Source organism: Thalassospira sp. UBA4513, from assembly GCF_002388495.1.
In the GTDB taxonomy this organism is placed as follows: domain Bacteria; phylum Pseudomonadota; class Alphaproteobacteria; order Rhodospirillales; family Thalassospiraceae; genus Thalassospira; species Thalassospira tepidiphila.
The window spans coordinates 85,830-106,452 of the sequence record NZ_DGMR01000011.1 but is presented as its reverse complement, the minus strand read 5'-3'; the positions used below and the strand labels follow the sequence as shown (position 1 = coordinate 106,452).

Here is a 20,623-nt window from a genome sequence, read left to right as displayed (position 1 = left end):
GCGCCCTTTTTTCATGATCGGATTTGGTGGTTCAGGCCAATGCGCTTTCCAGTGGCAGGTACTCATAGCCAAGTGCATCTGCCACGGCCTTATAGGTGATCTTGCCCGCATGGACGTTAAGCCCGGCCGCCAGATGCGGATCGTCCTGACAGGCTCTCTTCCATCCCTTGTCGGCCAGGGCCAGGGCAAAGGGCAGGGTGGCGTTGTTCAACGCAAAGGTCGATGTCCGGGCGACCGCACCGGGCATGTTTGCCACGCAATAATGCACGACATCATCGACGATATAGGTCGGATCGGCATGGGTGGTTGCCTTGGATGTTTCAAAACATCCGCCCTGATCAATCGCCACATCAACAATCACCGAACCCGGCTTCATGCGTGACAGTTGTTCTTTCTTGATCAGTTTTGGTGCCGCCGCACCCGGGACAAGCACTGCACCCACGACCATGTCAGCCTCAAGCACAAGCGCCTCGGTATCATCAATGGTGGCGTATTGGGTTTTGATGCGCGGGCCATACAGATCATCAAGATAGGTCAGGCGTTTGACGTTCTTATCAAGGATGATCACATCCGCGCCCATGCCCGCTGCAATGCGCGCGGCATTGGTACCAACGACACCGCCACCAATCACAACGACCTTGGCCGGCGCCACACCCGGCACACCGCCAAGTAACATGCCCCGTCCGCCATTGGCTTTCTGAAGGGCGGCCGCCCCGACCTGCGGGGCCATGCGACCGGCAACTTCCGACATCGGTGCCAGCAATGGCAAGCCACCTGCGCGGTCGGTGACGGTTTCATAGGCAATTGCGGTGACACCGGATTTGACCAGACCGGCGGTTTGATCGGGGTCCGGTGCGAGATGCAGATAGGTAAACAGCAACTGGCCTTCGCGGAGTTGCTCATACTCGACCTTCTGCGGTTCCTTGACCTTGATGATCATCTCGGCACTGGCAAAGATATCGGATGCGCTGGCCGCAATCGTCGCACCGGCAGCGACATAATCATTATCAGTAAAGCCGATGCCAGCACCGGCCATGGTTTCGACTTGTACCTTGTGGCCATGCGCGACCAGTTCACGGACCGAACTTGGCGTCAGTCCGACACGGTATTCGTGGTTTTTGATTTCCTTTGGAACACCAATCAGCATGTCGTTTCCTCCCGACAAAATCGTGGTAATCGGGGGAACTCCCCGGCGTTTCCGGAGTTTCCCGGGCGGCTGGAATACGATGCCGCCTCTTTTGTTATTATTCTTGAATGATACCCTAAAAATTGGGCAATTAATCTTCATTTCAAGGGGCTATTGATGATATCATTGCTATATAATTCAACAGAAACACCATGACGTCGGAGGATTATGCGAATGGAGATGGACGAACGGGATCGGATGATTCTGCGTTTGCTGCAGAAAGACGGTCGCATCAGCAATGCTGAACTTGCTGAAAAGGTGAACCTGTCGGCCTCTGCCTGCCTGCGCCGTGTGCGGCTTCTTGAAGAGGCAGGCTTCATTGATCACTACACCATGCTTCTTAATCCCGCGCGGATCGGCAAGCCGGGCAATGCCTTTGTCAATATCGCGATCACCCGCCAAACCCGCGAGGCCCTTGAAACCTTCGAACTCGAAATTCAAAAGGTGCCCGAAGTTGTCGAATGTTATTTGCTGGCCGGGCAAAGCGACTATCTTGTGCATGTCGTCTATAGCGACACCGCCGACTATGAACGCATCCACAGTGAAGTCCTGACCCAGCTTCCCGGTGTCGAACGTGTGCAGACCGTCATCACGCTCCGCGAAGTCAAACGCACCACCGAACTGCCGGTCTGAGCTGTGATCTTACGTCGGATCCCGGTTATTTCACGATATGGAATGTCATGAAGTGAAGCCGGGCCGGTGGCGCCTGGTCATCAACCCGGCTGGTGGGGCGGAATGCGACTCGAACAAAAAACTGTACGATATTTGTGGTTTTGTTCAGAATGCGTTATGGTGATTGATTGTATGTGACCGGAATTCATCTAAATTGGTCTATATTTGGTCAGAAAAATGTATGCGTTTTCAATGCTTCATGAATTTTGTCCAGTTATTCCAATCCTGCAGTTTGACTTTTAGGTGAATTAAAATGCAATAATATGCCCGGGGAAAATACGTTGGGGGAAATTAATCAAATGGAACAAGACAATCTTGTTCGCGCTCGTAGCCATGAGCAGAAACTAAAACGCCGTGCTGATATTCTCGAAGCTGCCCGCAAGCTCTATCTCGAAGGTGATGGAACCCTGCCGTCGGCGGCGGAAGTCGCACGCAAGGCGAACTTGGCCAAGGGCACGCTTTACCTTTATTTTTCAAGCAAGGAAGCATTGTTTCTTGAAGTGTTGCGTCACTTCCAGAAAGAGTGGTTTGAAAACAATCTTGATGTGATTGATCAGGAAGCGCTGCGTCGGCCCGAAGAACGGGATTCGACCCGTGTGGCCCGCCAGTTCGTGCAATATCTGGTCAAGAACGACAAGTTCCTGCATCTCGCATCACTGTCGCAAGGTGTTTTGGAATCTGGCTCCGACGATGAAATGGTCGTCAACCAGCGCCGCTTCCTGGCATCGATGGTCAAGCGTACCGCCGATGCCCTGGCAGAGCTCTATGAAATCACACCTGATGCCGCCAGCAAGCTGATGCGTTCTTCCTATGCGCTGGTTCTGGGGCTGTGGCAAATGTCGCAGTTGCCTGACCGCGTCATCAAGCTGATGGAACAGAACGCGCTCAACAACCTGATCATTGATTTCGAAGAAGCCGCCGAAGAGGCCGTTGTCTCTTACTGGCAGGTTTCGGCACCCGGCATGAAATGCCGTGAAATGATGCGCAAGGCTGCCGAAGGCAACTGCTGAGCCGACGGCTCGACAAGCCCAAATACAAAACAGCGCCGGATGATTTTCCGGCGCTGTTTTTTTTGTTGTCTGCCTAAAGGTATCAGGCGGCCCAAGTAGCGCCTTAGTGTTGCGCGTCCGCCCCGGCAGAGGCGCGGCTGCGCATCCGCTCGGACCGCAGGATCATCAGACTGGCAATCACGATCATCACCGACACCGCCAGAATAATCAGGGTTGCCAGTGCGTTGATTTCCGGCGAGACCCCCAGACGGACCGATGAAAACACCTTCATCGGAAGCGTGGTCGATCCCGGACCGGCAACAAAGCTTGCAATCACCAGATCATCCAGCGACAGGGTAAAGGACAGCAGCCACCCGGCCAGCAATGCTGGCAGGATCATCGGAAGCGTGATGACAAAGAAGATCTTGGCTGGCTTAGCACCCAGATCCATTGCCGCTTCCTCGACCGAGGTATCCATCCCCGACAGGCGCGACTGCACGACAACCGCGACATAGGCCGCACAGAAGGTCGTATGTGCAATCGTGATCGTCGAAAGACCACGCCCGGCTGGCCAGCCAATCATTTGCTCAAGCGTTACAAACAACAGCAAAAGCGACAGACCGGTAATAACCTCTGGCATCACCAGCGGGGCGGCAATCATGCCTGAAAACAGCGTGCGTCCCTTGAACCGGCCAAAGCGTGACATCACAAGTCCTGCCGGGGTGCCGAGTGCCAGGGCGAGGGTCGCTGACATCACCCCGATACGCAGGCTGTTCCAGGCGGCATCAATCATGCCGTCATTGGAAAACAGCGACACATACCACTTGGTCGAAAAGCCCGCCCAGACGGTCACAAGCTTCCCTTCGTTAAAGGAATAGATCATGACAAGCAGGATCGGCACATACAGAAAGGCAAAGCCAAACACCAATGCCGAAATCAGGAAGGTTGAACGTTTGCTGCTCATTGCTGGCCTTCCTCCTGCTTGGTCTGGATATGCTGGAACCACATGATCGGCACGACAAGGAACAGCAGCATCGCAATCGCAACGCTTGACGCAATCGGCCAGTCACGGTTGGCAAAGAATTCGTTCCAAAGGGTTCGGCCGATCATCAAGGTGTTCGGGCCCCCCAGAAGTTCCGGAATAACGAATTCACCCACAGCCGGAATAAACACCAGAAGTGAGCCTGCCAAAATCCCCGGCATGGAAAGCGGCAGCGTAATCTTGGCAAAGGCCTGCCAGGGCTTGCAGCCCAGATCAAGGGCGGCTTCCACCAGACTGACATCCATTTTTTCAAGTGTGGAATAGAGCGGCAGGATCATGAAGGGCAGGTAGGTATAGACAATCCCGACATAGACCGCGAATTCCGTCTGACGCATGATCAGCGGTTCGGAGATAATGCCCGTCCACATAAGGAACGCGTTGATCAACCCTTCGCGGTCAAGGATCCCGATCCAGGCATATACACGGATCAGGAAACTGGTCCAGAACGGCAGTATGACCAGCATCAGCAACACACTGCGCATCGATCCCTGCGCGCGCGCAATCCCATAGGCCATCGGATAACCGATCAGAAGCGTGATGACGGTTGATATCGCCGCAATCCGGATCGAATTGAGGTATGCCGTGACATACAGGCTGTCAGATAGAAGGAACAGGTAGTTCCCGAAATTGAGCGTGACCGTGATGCCTTCGTCGATCCATTCAAACAGCGGCGTATAGGGCGGCTGTGCGTATTCGGCGACGGAAAAGCTGATCTTGAGAACGATCAGGAATGGCACAAGGAAGAACAAAAACAGCCAAAAATAAGGGATACCAACCACCAGCACCCGGCCATGTTTGATCATCCAGCGATCAAAACGTTGTTTGAGGGTCAAGCTGCCCTCTTGCTTGTCACTGCTCATTTGTTCAGTACCGAAGCAGCCCCGGCCTCCCACGATACCCAGACAGTATCTTCCCACGTATAGCGCGGTTCGATCTGGCGGGTGGAATTCGGCTCGGTCACCTTGATGCGTTTGCCGCTTTCAAGGCGCACGTGATAGGTCGAAATACCGCCAAGATAGCCGATTTCTTCGACCTTACCCGATACGCAATTGTATTTGGTTTCTTTGGGCGCTTCCTTGGTGATGCGAAGCCGCTCGGGGCGCAACGCCACCCAGAAGGTCATGCCTTCATGGCCCTGAACGGCGTGATCGATATAAATCTCGCACCCGGCCTCATCCGATTTGATGACGGCATATTTTTCATCGTCATCGACCAGTACACCTTCGATCAGGTTGACCTGGCCGAGGAAGTTCGCAGTATAGCGGCTGTTGGGATATTCATAAAGTTCGAACGGGGTGCCTGTCTGGTTGATGACCCCTTCATTCATCACGGCAATGCGCGATGCCATGGTCATGGCTTCTTCCTGGTCATGGGTCACCATGACAAAGGTGGTGCCGACCTTTTCCTGAATGTTGACCAACTCGAACTGGGTCTGTTCGCGCAGTTTCTTGTCAAGCGCGCCCAGCGGTTCGTCGAGCAACAGCACCTTTGGCCGTTTGATAAGTGACCGTGCCAATGCAACGCGCTGGCGCTGACCACCCGAAAGTTGATGGGGTTTGCGTTTGGCAAATTTGCTCATTTGCACAAGGCCCAGCATCTCGGCGACCAGTTCCTTAATCTCGCTACGCGAAACACCATCCTGCACCAGCCCGAACGCGACATTCTGTTCCACGCTCATATGCGGGAACAGGGCATAGGACTGAAACATCATGTTCGTCGGGCGCTCATAGGCCGGAACACCGGCCATATCGACACCATCGATGTAAATCTTGCCTGATGTGGGTTCCTCGAACCCGGCCAGCATGCGCAACAGCGTTGTTTTCCCGCAACCGGACCCGCCCAGAAGGGCGAAAAGCTCGTGGCGATAGATATCCAGGGAAACATCATCGACGGCATAGAAGTCGCCGAATTTCTTGGTCACATTCTCAAAGCGGATATAGGGAACCGCGTCCGGATTGTTCCAAGGTTGCGTCTTGTGCACATCCTCGTGCACGCGCTCCAAAACCGCCTCTGACACCAGCATTCTCCCCTGTTTCAATGTCAAGATGAACCGCTTCAATCAGACGTCAGTCCCTGATGACCTGGTGCGCAATCGTTTCATGTTGCTGCACTGCCCATTGGTCGGTTCTTCCTGATAACAGGATGAAGCAATTCTGCAATCTGTAAAGAGGGGTGTGCGATATTTTGAACAACAATCGCCATTTGATACCTAAATTGGCAGGGAATCGGCATGTGGTGTTCAGAAAATGTGCATTTCTGAGAAAGGGTCCGGTTGTCAGAAACAGGCTGACTGCAACCAATAAAGCGCCGTGATCACGAGTCACAGGCGCTCTGGCCGCATCGTTTCGCACGACTGAAAAGCAAAAGGGCGCGACCAAAGTCGCGCCCTTCGCAAGGATCAGCGATCGCAATCCGTCTGGATCGCTTTCGATCACTTACTGACCGGTTTTAAGCTTCGTCCACAGGCGGGTACGGGTACGCAGCAGGCGTGAACCCGGCTCGACTTTCGAACGCAGGCGTTCTTTGACTTCCTGCGGCGGATAGATGCCCTGATCTTCCAGAAGGGACGGGTCAACCAGTTCCATCGCGGCAAGGTTCGGGGTTGCATAGGCAACATAGTTCGCGATTTCAGCTTCGACATCGGCACGCAGCACATAGTCGATGAACTTGTGCGCCAGATCCGGGTTTGGTGCATCTTCCGGGATCATCATCGCATCAAACCAGATCAGCGTGCCTTCTTTGGGGATGACATACTTGATCTCGTTGCCGTTGCCAGCTTCTTCTGCACGAAGGGCGGCCATGCCGACATCGCCCGACCAGCCAACAGAAATACAAACGTTACCGTTTGCAAGGTCGTTGATGTACTGGGAGCTATGGAAATAGGTCACATGCGGACGGATTTTCTCAAGCTGCTCAAAGGCGCTTTCGATCGATTCCGTGGTCGGTTCGCCTTCCGGCACATTGCCAAGATAGAAGTTCACCAGCGGTACGATCTCGCCCGGATCATCCAGAAGCGACAGGCCGCATGACGACAGCTTCTCGGCATATTTCGGATCAAAGATCATCGCCCAGCTATCAAGCGGGGCATCGTCACCCAGAACTTCCTGAACTTTGGCAACGTTATAGCCAAAGCCGTTGGTGCCCCAGAAATACGGCACGGCAAAGGTGTTGTCCGGGTCGTATTTTGCCTGCTGCTCAAGGATCACCGGATCCAGGTTGCCATAGTTCGACAGTTTGGATTTGTCGATCGGCTGGAACAGCTTGGCTTTGATCAGGCGTTCGGCATCGGCAAGGGTCGGCACCACGATGTCATAGCCGGAATTACCCGCCAGCAGCTTGGCTTCAACCAACTGGTTGCTGTCGTAAACGTCATAGTTGACCTTGACGCCGTATTCCTTTTCGAAGTTCGCAACGGTTTCCTCGCCGATATAATCCGACCAGTTATAAACGTTGAGAACTTCCTGTGCCGATGCACCAGTGGCAAAGCCAGATACGGCAGCCGCAAGCACAACCAGGCTTGATGTTTTAAGAAGAGATTTCATTTCGCTGAGCCTCCCATGTGGCAGCGTTTGAAAGTTTACCGGTTCTGTTGTTGGTCCCCCAGAACCCGGGGCTTATCGTAATATCCTTCGAATGCTTCAGGATATTGTCAAATACAAGATGGAAAAATGTGCATATTTCGCATCATGTAAAAAATTGTGCATTTAACATGCAACAATCTTGCGCCGGGCAGCAAGTCCCGGCGCAAAATTCGACAGGCGTCTTTTAAACGTTCAGCAACAGGTGCTCACGCTCCCAGGCGCTGATCACGGTCTGATAGGCATCCCATTCCGCTTCCTTGACCGCAATAACGGCGGCAGCGAACTCTTCACCCAGCAATTCCTTAAGCGGCTTGCAACGATGGAATTTCGCAAGCGCTTCGTGGATGTGACGGGGCAGGGAATGCGCACGGTCATAGCCCGAACCTTCGATCGGGGCCGTCGCATCGACTTCCTCGATAATGCCAAGCAGGCCACAGGCAAGCGACGCCGCAACCGCCAGATACGGGTTGGCATCTGCCCCCGGAAGACGGTTTTCAATACGGCGTGCCGCGGGCGGGCCATTCGGCTGGCGCAGGCCGACCGTACGGTTATCAAGTGACCAGTGCATGTTGATCGGGGCATCCGACCAGGGCTGCAAACGGCGATAACTGTTCATGTTCGGTGCCAGAAGCGGCATGGCTGCAGGCAGGTAACGCTGCAAGCCACCAATATAGTTCAGGAACAGTTTCGAGTTTTCCCCGTCATCATCGGCAAACAGGTTCTTGCCGGTGTTGATATCAAGAAGACTCTGGTGAATATGCATCGAGCTTCCCGGCAGGTTGCCCATCGGCTTGGCCATGAACGTGCCATAGACGCCGTGTTTCAGTGCCGTTTCACGCAGCGTACGTTTGAACAAAAAGGCCTGATCGGCCAGTTCAAGCGGATCACCATGGTTAAAGTTCATTTCAAGCTGGGCCGGACCCGACTCGTGGCTCATGGTATCGGCGTCGATATTCATGGCCTCGCAATAGTCATACAGGTCTTCAATCAGCGGATCGAACTCGTTGATGGCATCAATCCCAAACGCATTTGATGCGCGTTCCGGGCGACCGGAACGACCAATCGGCGGCTCCAGCGGGTTGTCCGGATCGGTGTTCTTTGCCACCAGATAAAATTCAAGTTCTGGCGCGATGATCGGGCGCATGCCGCGTTCTTCAAATGCCTTGAGAACACGTTTAAGTACGCCGCGCGGCGACGTCGAAACTTCTTCGCCGGAAAAATGGAAACAGTCGCAGATGATCTGGGCCGTTGGCTCCTCGTACCACGGCACAACGCGAACGGTTTCCGGGTCGGGAACCATCGCCACGTCCTTTTCGGCCGGGTCAAGGAAGGCATCGGTTTCCTCCGGATAGCCGCCGGTTACCGTCAGGCAGAAAATTGCTTCGGGGATGGCAAGGCTTTTGGCCTCCAGCCCCTTAAGAAACTTCTGTGTCGGAAGAACCTTGCCCCGCGCAACGCCGGACATGTCCGGAACAATGCATTCGACTTCTTCGATTTTTCGCTCGGATAGCCACGTCTTGAGATCGGTGCTCATGTGTAGTCGGGCGCTTTCACGCCAGTCCTTCAAAATTGCATTTTCTTGCGTTTTTCGGGCCATTCCCGAACAAATTCACAAGAAAGGATGTTTGTCTTCGAAGACTATTGTATTTAATTTCGTTATTGTCGTGTTTATTAGAATTATAGACGAATTTTCGGTTGGATCGTCGAAGATATCGTTTCATATCTCTGGAACGATCCTACCAGATTGCGCTATAGTCGCGCCACAATATTTAAGAGCAGCGTTTGGATGCTGGTCAAGGAGGTATTATGAAAATCGCACATCCGTATCTTATGTTTCTTGGTGACGCGCCGGACGAACTGGCTGCAAAAACCGCAATCGGCATCAAGCAGTGGCGCCCGGAATGGTGCGTCGGTCAGATGAGCCTGCCGGGCTGTCAGGCGGACCTTGGTCTGCCGGAAATGTCGATCGCCGAAGCAAAGGCAGCCGGCGTTAAAACCCTGGTGCTGGGCGTTGCCAACCGTGGCGGGATCATTGGTCCGGCATGGATGGAAACCCTGCTGGCGGCAATCGATGCCGGCATGGACATCGCCAACGGTCTGCACACCCGTCTTTCGTCGATTCCGGAATTGGTTGATGCGGCCAAGGCCAAGGGTGTTAGCCTGTTTGACGTTCGCCACTTCGATGGCAAAGTTCCGGTCGGCAACGGTGAAAAGCGTTCCGGCAAGCGCGTTCTGGCTGTCGGTACCGACTGTTCGGTCGGTAAGATGTACACCGCCCTTGCAATCGACGCAGAATTCAAAAAACGCGGCATCAAGTCCGATTTCCGTGCAACCGGCCAGACCGGTATCTTCATCGCCGGTGAAGGCATTTCGGTTGATGCGGTGATTTCCGACTTTATCTCGGGCGCTGTTGAAACCATTGCACCGGCCAATGACCCGGATCACTGGGACGTCATGGAAGGGCAGGGCAGCCTGTTCCACGCATCGTTCGCCGGTGTTTCCATGGGCCTGATCCACGGTTCACAGCCGGATGCCCTTGTCGTCTGCCACGAGCCGACCCGTGCGCACATGCGTGGTCTTCCGGGATATAAGCTCCCGGATCTGAAAACCTGCCTTGACGTCAACCTGTTGCACGCCAAACTGACCAACCCGGATTGCAAGGTTGTCGGTTTTGCCATCAACACCAAGGCGCTTGACGACGCAGCAGCCAAGAAACTTCTGGCTGACATCGAAGCTGAATTCGGCCTTCCGGCTGTTGACCCGGTCCGTACCGGCGTTGCGTCGCTGGTCGACAAGCTGCAGGAGATCTAAGTTGCCAAAACTCACTGTGATTTCCGAAGTCTTCCCCCTCGCACAGGTCTTCAAGATCTCGCGCGGGGCCCGGACCGAGGCACATGTGGTCAAGGTGACGGTCAGCGACGGCACCCATACCGGGCAGGGGGAATGCGTTCCCTATGCCCGGTATAATGAAACGGTCGAAGGTGTCATTGCCGACATCGAAGCACAGGCAGACGCCCTTGACCGTGGCATGACCCGCAAGGAACTCCAGGACGCCATGAAGGCCGGTGCTGCGCGTAATGCAGTCGACTGCGCCTATTGGGACCTGGAAGCCAAGCGTATGGGACGTCGTGTTTGGGAATTGATTGGGCACAAGGCGCCCGAAGGATTGATCACAGCCGAAACGCTGTCGATCGATACCCCGGACAACATGCGCGAAGCCGCCCGCAAGATCGCCCATGCCCCGTTGCTGAAGGTCAAGCTCAATGGCGAAAACGTCCTTGAGTCGGTCCGTGCTGTGCGTGAAGGTTCGCCCAAGGCCCGCATCATTGTTGATGCCAACGAAGCCTGGTCGCTTGATCTGCTCGAAGATATCGGTGCCGAACTTGATGGTCTGGGGGTCGAGATGATCGAACAGCCACTGCCTGCCGGGCAGGATGATGGTCTGATCGATATCGATTGTCCGGTGCTTCTTTGTGCCGACGAGTCTGTTCATACGATGGCCGATATTCCGCGTCTGGCCAATCTCTATGACATGATCAACATCAAGCTCGACAAGACCGGCGGTCTCACCGGCGCGCTTGAGCTGGCCGAGGCCGCATCCAAGGCCGGCATGCAGCTGATGACCGGCTGCATGGTCGGAACATCGCTTGCCATGGCGCCCGCCATGATCACCGGTGCGATGTCGCGTATTGTTGATCTGGATGGCCCGATCTGGATGGCCAAGGATCGCGATCACGCTCTGACGTTTAAAAACGGTGTGATGGGGCTGCCCGATCGCGAACTCTGGGGTTGATTTGGCTAAACGCTATACAACGGCATAATCGCCCTGTAATCCGGGCGATATAAGACGGCGCATCGGCAAACCGGTGCGCCGTTTTTATTTCCTATGTAAAAAACCGGCACCCGAATTTTCGACCCAAGGTAGAAAAGCCAAGGGAAATTTTTTTTACAGCCAGATATGGTGGGTTATGGGTTAACTTTTTGTTTACGAATCAATATCTTGCGGTCGGTCTTGACCGTTTTAAAGCTCCATTTCGGCCCATCTGCTGCATGACGCCACCCTAATGTATAGTTGTGTCTTGGACCAAATAAAGGAACGATGAGACATCTATATAAAGGGCCTGTGTGGCCCGCTTAAATCTGGTTGGAGCGGTTCGCGTGGATTCAGGCCCTCAGGAAAATAGCAGTCCGTCAAAAAAGACGTTTCGATGCTGCTATCGGGATTTTCTCTACACGCCACGGCATGCAGAGCTCCTGCATCTGCGCCGCAAGGAATCGATCCAGCTTACCGCCCGTTTCGCAGCCCTTTTCGTTCTTGTCCTGACGCTTGCCGTTCCGCTCTGGGACGGGGCCTTTGCCGCTGAAATGTGGTCATCGCAGACCTTTATCCTGCGGCTTCTGGTGGCGGGGGTTGCGCTTGTGGTTCTCACCAATCGCGCGGTCAGTGCACGCTTGCGCCGACGTTTTCCGTACCTGCCGATGCTGATGCTGATTGTCGCGGCAAGTTTGCTATGTGTCTTTGCTGGCAATGACCCGCTTGCAACCGATTACATGCACAGTTCGCACAGCTTCCTTCTGATCGGTCTGGTGATGATGATTGCCATCATGCCCGTCACCCTGGTCGAGGCCGCCGTTCTTTCAGTGCCATTTGCCGTGTTGCTCGTTATTGGGGCGCAAAGCGGACTCGCGACCGGGTTTGTGCCGTTTGAAATGCTGCTGGCATTCCTGTTGCCGCTGGCGCTGGTATCGGCCCTTGTGCAGCTTTATCGCACCGTCACCGCCGCCCATGAAATCGCCATTGATCCGCTGACCAACTGTTATACCCGTGCCTTTGGCATGGAAATGATCCGGGTCAGCTTCGAAGGCGCACTGCGCAAGAAAGTGCCCTATACCGTTGCCTTCATCGACCTTGATGATTTCAAGCAGATCAATGATCGCTATGGCCATGATTACGGCGACCGCATTCTGGGCGAGGTCGGGAATAACCTGATCCATCGTTTCCGCCGTTCTGACATGGTTGTGCGCTGGGGCGGGGAAGAATTCCTGGTGCTGTTGCCCGAACTGGGCCGTGCCCGCGCTGTCGAGGTGCTTGAACGTGTCATGGCCCCGGGGCTTGCAAAACTTGAAAACGGGCAGGTGCAGCGCGCCAGCGTCGGTCTTTCCGAACGCATCGAAGATGCCATTGCCTTGCCGCAAAACCTGATCGACTTGGCTGATCAGCGCATGTATGAGGCCAAAAAACGCCAGGACCGCGATGACCTCGTCGCACAAGGCTATTCCGGGCGACGCAATACGGTAAGCGCCCTTGCGTCCCCGTCGACGACCAATGCCCCCTCGGTTGATCGCAGCGTAAACTAGCTGCCTGCTTTTGAGCTCGCCTTGGACTGGGCTCTGCTGCCCAATGCATGCGTCCGCTCGCGACGCGACCTCTCCTGATCCATAAAACCCTGTCTGACGGACATCATGGCGGCGCATGCCAGTGTCGATCACTGTTGAGGTCTGTCCTGTGCAGGACAGAATCGGTCCAGGGAAAGGCGTGGAATCGGCATGAGCTCGCGCCAGGTCAGTTCGGATTCGCGTCGATTCTCTCAGCTTTTTCGAAAATTCCATTTTCTTCGGTGATCAAAAAATAGCCGCGAGATGTGAAATTTGCGGGCGTTTGGGGTGCAATGCCTCAAAATAATGCACAAAAAAGAAGCAGTAATATTTCTGACAAAAAAATAGTCAAAAAGCTGTTGCGTCCTGTCCGGTGAATGGGTAATGTTCATTTGTGCGCTGCGGTAGGACGCAGTGCATTCCGGCGAGCGACTTGTCGCTCGTTTCTTGGACGTTTCCTCCCTAGACTTGGGCCGCTGTCACAGGCGGCCTTCTTTTTTGCCTAAATTCAGCCCTTTAGCTCAATTTAAAGCATCTGCTCAGCGCCTGAACATCTCATGTGTTTTGGAATTGTTGAAATGGTGCGGTGCAAATCAACTTGGGGTCATGGCGGCGCGCAGATACGCCAAGGGCGCTGCCCGGCAATATCAGGAAGCGCCCTTTAAAATCCCTTTGGACCTTTTTTCGGCTATTTTTCGCGCGTTGGATTGCCATCGGGGATATTGCCATCCCCGTCACCCAGACCGCGTTGCATGATTACGCTATCGACCCAGCGGCCCATTTTAAAGCCCGCCGACTGAAGCGTGCCCGCCACCCGGAACCCCAGCCGCGCATGCAGCCCGATAGACGCCACATTGGCGCTATCGCCGATCACGGCAATCATCTGGCGATAGCCAAGGGCTGTGACGCGCTTGATCAGTTCCGCAAGCAACGCACTGCCAGCCCCCTTGCCGACGACTTCGGGTGCTATGTAAATCGTGTCCTCGACCGTGAAACGATAGGCCGGGCGGGTCCGGTACGCCCCGGCATAGGCAAAGCCTTCCACCCGTCCATCCACATCCGCCACCAGATAGGGCAGGCCGCGTTCGCGCACATGTTGCCAGCGCGATGTCAGTTCGGCGATTTCGGGTGCGCGTTCTTCAAACGATGCCAGGCCATGCAGAACGTGATGGCCGTAAATTTCGGTGATGCGTTCAAAATCTTCGGGTTCGGCATCGCGAATGACCAGATCGCTCAAAACGTCACTGGTATCGGTGGCGTTACTGGTGGCGGTGGTGGCGTCAGTCATTAGAACGGGTTCCCGTCGAGATCATGGAAGCGCGATATCAGATCGGTCATCTGGTCACGCAGAACGTCAAAGCCGCGATGCGGGCTGATTGTCGTTTCATCCATATAAAGCGCACGAGAAAGCTCGATCTGAAGGCTGTGCACATGTTCTTGCGGGCGACCGTAATGGCGTGTGCAATAACCCCCGGCATATGGATCATTGTGCGCGGGCGCAAAGCCCATATCGCGAAAACAATCTTCCACAAACCGCGTCAATGACGGGTGGCAGGAACTTCCATAGCAATCGCCAAGCACCAGATCAACGCGGTTTTTCATGCTGTCGCACGAATCCCCGGGCATCGAATGGCAATCAATCAGGATGCAATAGCCAAACGTGGCGCGCGTCTGATCAATCAGTTTTTGCAATGCCTTGTGATAGGGCCGGTAATAGGTATCAATCCGCGAAAGCGCTTCTTCGGCGGGCAGGCGGGTCTTGTAAATCTCGACCCCGCCGCTGACCACGCGCGGGATCGATCCCAACCCCGAAAGCGCACGCATCGAATTGATCTCGTTGTCATCAGGAAGATCGCCATCAAACATCCGCGGATCAAGTTCCATGGCGGCCCGGTTCACATCAACATAGGCACGCGGAAATGTCGCGCACAGCAACGGTGCGCCAAGCTTGGGGGCGGCAGTGAACAGCTGGTCGACAAAGGCGTCTTCGGATGCGCGCAGTTCAAACGCACCAATCCGTGCCCGGTCAATCAGATCCTGCGGGTACTGGCGGCCTGAATGCGGCGATGCAAACACCACAGGCAGCGTTTGCCGTGGTGGCAGGATAACGGTGGCGGGGCCGGTTGTGGTAAGTTCCGAAGGCAACTGGTTCATTGTCTTTCGTGATGTCCATCCCTTATGACACGGCGTCAGTCGTCCTGCGACCCATTCTCATACTATCTTCTAGCATATGGGAATTGCCACGGAATTGATGAACATTTTTTGTCAAAAAACCATTTCTGGGGTTGCGCCAAGGTCCGCCTTGGGATAAATACCGCCTCGCCGACGCAAACGGCACAGATCATGGTTTTCGGTTACGAAGCCTTGGTCTTCTGAAAGATGGATTTGCGGGCCTATAGCTCAGTTGGTTAGAGCGTTCGCTTGACATGCGAGAGGTCACAAGTTCGAGTCTTGTTAGGCCCACCATCTTTCAAACCCATAGGGGCCTATAGCTCAGTTGGTTAGAGCGTTCGCTTGACATGCGAGAGGTCACAAGTTCGAGTCTTGTTAGGCCCACCATTCCCACCCCGCCGGGTTCCCGTGCGGGGTTTTGTGTGTCCGGACCAGGCCCTATCGCATCTGAGCAATACTCTTTCTGAACCGAAGCGCACTAAAGGCAAAGAAACCCACCCCAATCGCAAACACCAGCAGGAATTCCGGCCAAACCACCTCAATGCCAGCGCCCCTGAACAGGATGGCCTGCGCGTATTTGACGAAATGGGTCGCGGGGGAGAACTGCATGATGTTCTGCAAAGTCTCCGGCATGCTTTCAAGCGGCGTGCTGCCCCCCGAAAGCAATCGCAGGGGCAACACCACCAGAATAAACAGCAGGCCAAATTGCGGCATGGAGCGCGTCATGGTGGCAAGGAAAATGCCAAGGGCCGTGGCAAAGAACAGATAGATCACCACACCGCCCATGAACAAAAGTTTCGACCCGGCAATCGGCACGCCCAGCACCAGCTCGACCACGAAAATCAGCGACAGCATGCAGGCGATCAAAATCACAAGCCCATTGGCCCAGACCTTTGCCAGCATGATCTCATAGGGATCTACTGGCATCACCAGAAGATGCTCGATCGTGCCATGTTCGCGTTCGCGGATAAGGGCTGCCCCCGATAGAATAATCGACAGCATGGTGATCGCATTGATGATCTCCATCGTGCTGGTAAACCATTCGCTTTTGACATTCTGGTTATAGGCATAGCGGGTCACAATCGACGCGGCATCACTGCGGTTCTGCCCGGCCCAGGCCGACTTGCCGCCAAGCCAGGTCGAGACTTCCTGGGCGATGATATTGCTGACATAGCCCTGACCGATCCCGGCCTGCATCATCGCAGTGGCATCGATATTAAGCTGTAGCTCCGGATCGCGCCCGGACACCACATCGGCCTCGAAACGCGGCGGGATCACCAGCACAAAGGTAAACGCGCCACTATTCATCGCCGCATCAATATCGCGCTCGTTAATGCGGACGGGCTGTTGAAAATAGGGCTCCAGAAACGCGTCCGAAATCCGAAGCGAAAGCGCCGAGCCATCCTGATCGGCAATCGCGATCGAGCCACGCCGCAAGTCATGCGAAAATCCGGTGGCCGAGTTATAAATCGCAAAGGAAAACGCCCAGACAATAAGCGCAATCAGAACCATGTCGCGCCGGAGGCTGAAAAGCTCCTTGATGCCAAGGCGATAGATATTACTGACCCGTCTGCCAAGCATGGTTTACGCCTCCTGCTTTTTTAAAAGCAGCATCGAAAGCAGGGTCAATGCCGGGAAGAAGATCAAAAGGCTGATCAGTTCGGGATAAAGCTCCGCAAAGCCAAGCGCCTTGGTGAAGGTGCCGACACTGATCGACATGAAATGCGATGTCGGAATGGCCTTCGACATCAGGGCTGAAACCCCTTCAAGAGAGGAAACCGGCTGCATCATCCCGGAAAACATCACCGATGGCACCATGGTCGCAATCGCCGTTCCGAACAGGGCTGCGATCTGGGTACTGGTAAAGGACGAAATCAAAAGCCCCAAGCCCGTGGTCGCGGTAACAAACAGGATCGCCCCGATCAAAAGGGTCAGGCCATTGCCACGTAACGGCACCTCAAACCAGAACAGCGCCATCGCGCTCATCAGGAAAAAGTTGATCAGGCCAAGCGCGACATAGGGCAATTGTTTGCCCCACAAAAATTCAAGCTTGGACACCGGTGTCACATAAAGGTTGGTGATCGATCCCAGTTCCTTTTCGCGCACCACGCCCACCGCCATCAGGACGGCGGGGATAAACACCAGCAACAGCGCGATGACCGAGGGCACCATGGCATAGATGCTTTTGAAATCCTGATTATAGCGAAAACGCGTTTCAATCCTGAGCGGTTGGCCGGTATCAGAACTTCCGACATCACGTTTAAGATGCTCGCTTAAATACCGCTGATGAATGCCTTCGACATAGCCATGGATGGTCTCGGCGCGAAATGGCATGGAGCCATCAATAAATGCGCCGATCTCCGGGCTGCTACCGCGCCCGACATCGCGGCCAAAGCCCGGCGGAATTTCAATCGCCAGCGTGATCTCGCCCGCAAGTAGCCTTGCCTCAAGATCATCAATACTGGTCAGTGGTTCTTGTGCCTCGAAATAACGCGATCCCGACAGGTTTTCGGTATAGGTCCGGCTTTCCGCACTCTGATCGCGGTCCAGAACCGCATAGGTCAGGTTTTCGACATCAAAGGTAATGCCCCAACCAAACACCGGCATCAGGATCGCCGTGCCAATCAAGGCAAACATCAAGCGGATCGGATCGCGCACCAGTTCCATGGTTTCACGCAGTGAATAGGCCCACAAACGCCGGAAGCTGAACAGCGACGCATGCGCCGGTTTCCAATTGGCCTGATCACCATTCGAAGCAGACAGTGCATCTTCCGGGGCAGGGGCGGGTGCGGATTGCCCGTCCTCGCCGTCGGCCTCTTCCAAATGACTGATAAACGCTTCTTCCAACGTCTCGCAGCCACGTCCCTTGGTGATCGCATCTGGCGTATCACTGATCAAAACCTTGCCGGCATGCATCAGCGATATGCGGTCACAGCGCTCCGCCTCGTTCATGAAGTGGGTGGAAATGAAAATGGTTACGCCCTGATCACGCGAAAGCTCGACCAGCAGCTCCCAGAATCCGTCACGTGCCACCGGATCAACACCTGAGGTCGGCTCGTCCAAAATCAGGATTTCCGGATTGTGAATGATGGCGACGGCCAACGACAATCGCTGGCGCACACCAAGCGGCAAGCGTTCGCTCAGATCATCATGATAGGGGCCAAGGCCGAACCGCTCGGAAAGCTCCTTGATCCGTGGTTTGATCTTGTCTTTGGGGATGTGAAACAGATGCGCATGCAGCTCAAGGTTCTGCATCACGGTCAATTCGGAATACAGCGAAAAGGCCTGGCTCATATAGCCAACCCGGTTGCGCAGCGCGATGTCCTGCCCGTCCACCGGTTTGCCAAACAGTTCCGCCATGCCTTCGGACGCATTCAAAAGCCCGGTCAGCATCTTCATGGTCGTGGTCTTGCCACACCCGTTGGAGCCGAGAAATCCGAAAATCTCGCCTTTCTCAATCCGGAAGCTGACATCATCCACGGCGGTAAAATCACCAAACTTCTTGGTCAGATGTTCGGCAACAATCGCTGGCGTGTCGCCATGAATGGTGCGTTCTGGAATGTTCAGCTCATGATGACCTTGGCGTTCTTCCTCGGGCAACAGCGCGATAAACGCGGCCTCAAGCGTATCGGTCCCGGTGCGCTCCAAAATCTCGTCTGCCGTGCCGGTCGCCAGCACCTTGCCATCATTCATCGCAATCAACCGGTCAAAGCGCGCCGCTTCATCCATATAGGCGGTGGCGACCAGAACCGTCATCTGGCTTTGGGTTTGGCGGATGGCATCGATCAATTGCCAGAATTGCTGACGCGACAGGGGATCAACACCCGTGGTCGGTTCATCCAGAATAAGAATATCGGGATCATGGATCAGTGCACAACAAAGCCCGAGTTTCTGTTTCATGCCCCCCGAAAGTTTGCCCGCCGGGCGCTCGGTAAACGGATCAAGCCCGGTCGCGGCGACAAGGCGGGCGATGCGTTCATCACGCTCGCGCTTTCCCTGACCAAACAGGCGGCCAAAGAATTCAAGGTTCTCGCGCACCGTCAGGTCCATATAAAGGTTCTTGCCAAGCCCCTGGGGCATATAGGCAATACGCGGCAGGATCGCATTGCGATGCTTGGCATCTTTCATCGATCCGCCAAGCGTCTCGACCGTGCCGTCCTGAACCTTCCGCGCACCTGATATCAGGGCCAGCGCACTTGATTTCCCCACACCATCCGGGCCAATAAAACCCACGGTCTGTCCGACCGGGATTTCAAGGCTGATGCCGTCAAGGGCGGCCACCTTGCCATATCGCAGCGTGACATCCTCAAGCCGCACGGCGACTTGTGACGTTTCGCGGGAAGTGTCGGTGCTGCCGGTGTTATTGCTGTTTTCGGTGCTGTCCACCATCTGGGCGCACTCTATTGCGTGTTCTGACGCAGGGTGGCGTCATCAGGCACATTCGGGGTGAACGCCTCCGGCCAGTCGGTATGATCGGCCAGCATGATATAGGCCTCACCGGGCAGGCCGGTTTTCACCCGTTTGATGTGCTCGGCCAGCAATTCCGGGTCGATCCGCACCTTGACGCGAAACATCAATTTGTCGCGCTCCGCCCGTGTTTCGACCTCACGCGGGGTGAATTGCGCATCATCGGCGACAAACGATACCTTGGCCGGGATGACAAAGCTGGGGGCGGCATCCAGAACAATCCGCGCTTCATTGCCAACAAACGCCAATCCCGCCTGACGGGTCGGCAGGAACACATTCATATAGACATCAGTCAGATCAATCAGGGTGATGACCGGGCCGCCACCGGCCAAAACCTCGCCCGGTTCGGCAAGGCGATATTGCACGCGGCCATCGCGCGGGGCCTTAAGGACCGAATCATCAATCTGCACCTGAATGCCTTCAAGGGCGGCCGATGCCGCCGAGACATTCATGCGTGCACTGACAAGGCGCGCCTGGGCCGCGGTAAGGGCTGCTTTTGCGACATTGCGATCCGCACGTCTCTGATCAAGTTGTTCGCGTGAAATGTTGTTGTTCTTGACCAGTTCCTCGGCACGCGAAAGCTGTTGCTCGGCAAAAGACAACTCGCTTTCGCGCTGAACAATCAGGGCCTCTGCCTCGGCAATGCCTTGCTCGGCACTGGCAAGTTCGGCGCGCGCACGCGCACGGTTGGCAACCAGTTCGGCGGTGTCCATCCGCGCCATGACCTGACCTGCGGTGACCTGATCACCTTCTTCGACCAGAACTTCCTCAACCCGGCCGGCATATTTGGTCGCCACCCGGATTTCCTCGGCCTCAATCCGGCCATTGCCCGATGCGATATAGTCAGGCAGGTCTGATTGCTGTGACTGCCAATAGGCATATCCACCCCCGGCGGCTGCGGCAACCCCCACAAGAACGATCAACACGGCACGCAAGCTTTTCATTCCATTCTCCGACAACGGGGCGGACCAAGGCAGGGTGCAGGGACAGGGTACAGCGCGACTTGGTCAACAATTTCAACGAGTATTGCTCTTGCAATTGTGCAACGCAACACTCTCTGGAATGATCCTAGGTGATTGTCTCGCCCCGGGCTTTGATGTTGCGCAATCTTTTTTGAAAACCAATCACCTGTTTCAGA

General features: G+C 55.1%; 16 protein-coding genes and 2 tRNA genes. 7 read left to right on the top strand and 11 right to left on the bottom strand.

Annotated elements, in window-relative coordinates:
- Positions 1-31 precede the first annotated feature (31 nt).
- On the bottom strand, positions 32-1,147 hold the full coding sequence (ald, locus tag B2T33_RS04745; protein WP_197145202.1) for an alanine dehydrogenase: 1,116 nt from the start codon (positions 1,145-1,147) through the stop codon (positions 32-34).
- Between the two features lie 213 nt (positions 1,148-1,360).
- Between ald and B2T33_RS04740 the strand changes: the two genes are divergently transcribed.
- Entirely contained in the window at positions 1,361-1,819 is a 459-nt protein-coding gene (locus B2T33_RS04740; protein ID WP_008891399.1) for an Lrp/AsnC family transcriptional regulator, read from the top strand.
- Between the two features lie 338 nt (positions 1,820-2,157).
- The gene (locus B2T33_RS04735; protein WP_063087202.1) at positions 2,158-2,868 is read left to right on the top strand and encodes a TetR family transcriptional regulator; all 711 of its coding nucleotides are present in this window, start codon (positions 2,158-2,160) and stop codon (positions 2,866-2,868) included.
- Positions 2,869-2,971: 103 nt separating this feature from the next.
- Here B2T33_RS04735 and B2T33_RS04730 read toward each other — a convergent pair whose 3' ends face one another.
- The 5 genes from B2T33_RS04730 to B2T33_RS04710 all read right to left on the bottom strand — a co-directional run bounded on the left by B2T33_RS04730 (position 2,972) and on the right by B2T33_RS04710 (position 9,004).
- Complete coding sequence (locus tag B2T33_RS04730; protein WP_008891401.1) at positions 2,972-3,811, bottom strand: ABC transporter permease subunit; 840 nt, start codon at positions 3,809-3,811, stop codon at positions 2,972-2,974.
- Positions 3,808-4,749: an ABC transporter permease subunit gene (locus tag B2T33_RS04725; protein WP_008891402.1), complete on the bottom strand. Its 942-nt coding sequence runs from the start codon at positions 4,747-4,749 to the stop codon at positions 3,808-3,810. The genes B2T33_RS04730 and B2T33_RS04725 overlap by 4 nt, the downstream gene beginning before the upstream one ends.
- Positions 4,746-5,912 carry an ABC transporter ATP-binding protein gene (locus B2T33_RS04720; RefSeq protein WP_008891403.1) on the bottom strand — a complete coding sequence of 389 codons (1,167 nt, stop codon included), beginning with the start codon at positions 5,910-5,912 and terminating at the stop codon, positions 4,746-4,748. Before B2T33_RS04720 ends, B2T33_RS04725 begins: the two co-directional genes overlap by 4 nt.
- 412 nt (positions 5,913-6,324) lie before the next feature.
- Positions 6,325-7,431 (bottom strand): polyamine ABC transporter substrate-binding protein, encoded by a 1,107-nt coding sequence (locus tag B2T33_RS04715; RefSeq protein WP_286791288.1) that lies wholly within the window; start codon positions 7,429-7,431, stop codon positions 6,325-6,327.
- 223 nt (positions 7,432-7,654) lie between these two features.
- The gene (locus B2T33_RS04710; protein WP_008891405.1) at positions 7,655-9,004 is read right to left on the bottom strand and encodes a glutamine synthetase family protein; all 1,350 of its coding nucleotides are present in this window, start codon (positions 9,002-9,004) and stop codon (positions 7,655-7,657) included.
- Positions 9,005-9,276: 272 nt separating this feature from the next.
- Between B2T33_RS04710 and dgcN the strand changes: the two genes are divergently transcribed.
- The 3 genes from dgcN (at position 9,277) to B2T33_RS04695 (ending at position 12,828) form a co-directional block, all read left to right on the top strand.
- Complete coding sequence (gene dgcN / locus B2T33_RS04705) at positions 9,277-10,281, top strand: N-acetyltransferase DgcN (RefSeq protein WP_008891406.1); 1,005 nt, start codon at positions 9,277-9,279, stop codon at positions 10,279-10,281.
- 1 nt (position 10,282) lies between these two features.
- Complete coding sequence (gene dgcA / locus B2T33_RS04700; protein ID WP_286791287.1) at positions 10,283-11,263, top strand: N-acetyl-D-Glu racemase DgcA; 981 nt, start codon at positions 10,283-10,285, stop codon at positions 11,261-11,263.
- Between the two features lie 365 nt (positions 11,264-11,628).
- Positions 11,629-12,828, top strand: coding sequence for a GGDEF domain-containing protein (locus B2T33_RS04695; RefSeq protein ID WP_286791286.1), 1,200 nt, complete (start codon positions 11,629-11,631; stop codon positions 12,826-12,828).
- Between the two features lie 706 nt (positions 12,829-13,534).
- Here the strand turns inward: B2T33_RS04695 and B2T33_RS04690 are convergent.
- Positions 13,535-14,134 carry a GNAT family N-acetyltransferase gene (locus B2T33_RS04690; RefSeq protein ID WP_286791285.1) on the bottom strand — a complete coding sequence of 200 codons (600 nt, stop codon included), beginning with the start codon at positions 14,132-14,134 and terminating at the stop codon, positions 13,535-13,537.
- Entirely contained in the window at positions 14,134-15,000 is an 867-nt protein-coding gene (locus B2T33_RS04685) for an N-formylglutamate amidohydrolase (protein ID WP_044828602.1), read from the bottom strand. The genes B2T33_RS04690 and B2T33_RS04685 overlap by 1 nt, the downstream gene beginning before the upstream one ends.
- A gap of 235 nt (positions 15,001-15,235) precedes the next feature.
- On the opposite strand from B2T33_RS04685, the gene B2T33_RS04680 reads away from it, so the two are divergent.
- Positions 15,236-15,312 (top strand) — tRNA-Val (locus B2T33_RS04680).
- A 16-nt stretch (positions 15,313-15,328) separates the two neighbouring features.
- Positions 15,329-15,405: transfer RNA gene (locus tag B2T33_RS04675), tRNA-Val, on the top strand.
- A gap of 51 nt (positions 15,406-15,456) precedes the next feature.
- Here the strand turns inward: B2T33_RS04675 and B2T33_RS04670 are convergent.
- The 3 genes from B2T33_RS04670 to B2T33_RS04660 are packed head-to-tail and all read right to left on the bottom strand — an operon-like array spanning position 15,457 to position 20,429.
- On the bottom strand, positions 15,457-16,599 hold the full coding sequence (locus B2T33_RS04670) for an ABC transporter permease (protein ID WP_286791284.1): 1,143 nt from the start codon (positions 16,597-16,599) through the stop codon (positions 15,457-15,459).
- A gap of 3 nt (positions 16,600-16,602) precedes the next feature.
- Positions 16,603-19,407, bottom strand: coding sequence for a ribosome-associated ATPase/putative transporter RbbA (gene rbbA, locus B2T33_RS04665; protein ID WP_286791283.1), 2,805 nt, complete (start codon positions 19,405-19,407; stop codon positions 16,603-16,605).
- Positions 19,408-19,418: 11 nt separating this feature from the next.
- The gene (locus B2T33_RS04660; protein ID WP_286791282.1) at positions 19,419-20,429 is read right to left on the bottom strand and encodes an HlyD family secretion protein; all 1,011 of its coding nucleotides are present in this window, start codon (positions 20,427-20,429) and stop codon (positions 19,419-19,421) included.
- Positions 20,430-20,623 lie beyond the last annotated feature (194 nt).